1 protein-coding gene is annotated in these 355 nt (G+C 39.7%); it reads right to left on the bottom strand.

Translation table 11 applies throughout. From position 1 onward, the window contains the following. A partial coding sequence (locus tag CP352_RS10905; protein WP_143465314.1) for a DUF4038 domain-containing protein occupies positions 1-355 on the bottom strand: 355 nt, incomplete at both ends.

The raw sequence follows: 355 nt of genomic DNA, 5'->3' as shown, positions 1-355 counted from the left end.
AATTGAACGTTAAAGTTTGTTTCCAACTTTATTTCAGGACGTGCAGTATCATTCCAAGGCCAAATTCCAAAGGTTCCATAACCTAATCCAGCATCTGCTCCTGATAGAACTGCACGCCAAGCGGCTTTTCGAACGTCAAATGCACTATAGCGTTCTGGAACAGGACATTTCATTTTTGTCAGTCCTTCATAACAAAGTTCAGTGTCAATAATTGGGCCTCGATAATTTTGCTCATTTCGCAATGCCTGTGGAATCGTATAAGCACTTGCTTGGCCAGTATATCCATGTCCTGATTGATAGCCATAAAAGCTAATTTGATTAACAAATTCTTCAGGTAGATCATGACTTTCACCAT

It is taken from the genome of Lactobacillus sp. UMNPBX1 (assembly GCF_002554085.1).
GTDB lineage: Bacteria > Bacillota > Bacilli > Lactobacillales > Lactobacillaceae > Lactobacillus > Lactobacillus crispatus.
This window is presented reverse-complemented; position numbering and strand designations above follow the sequence as displayed.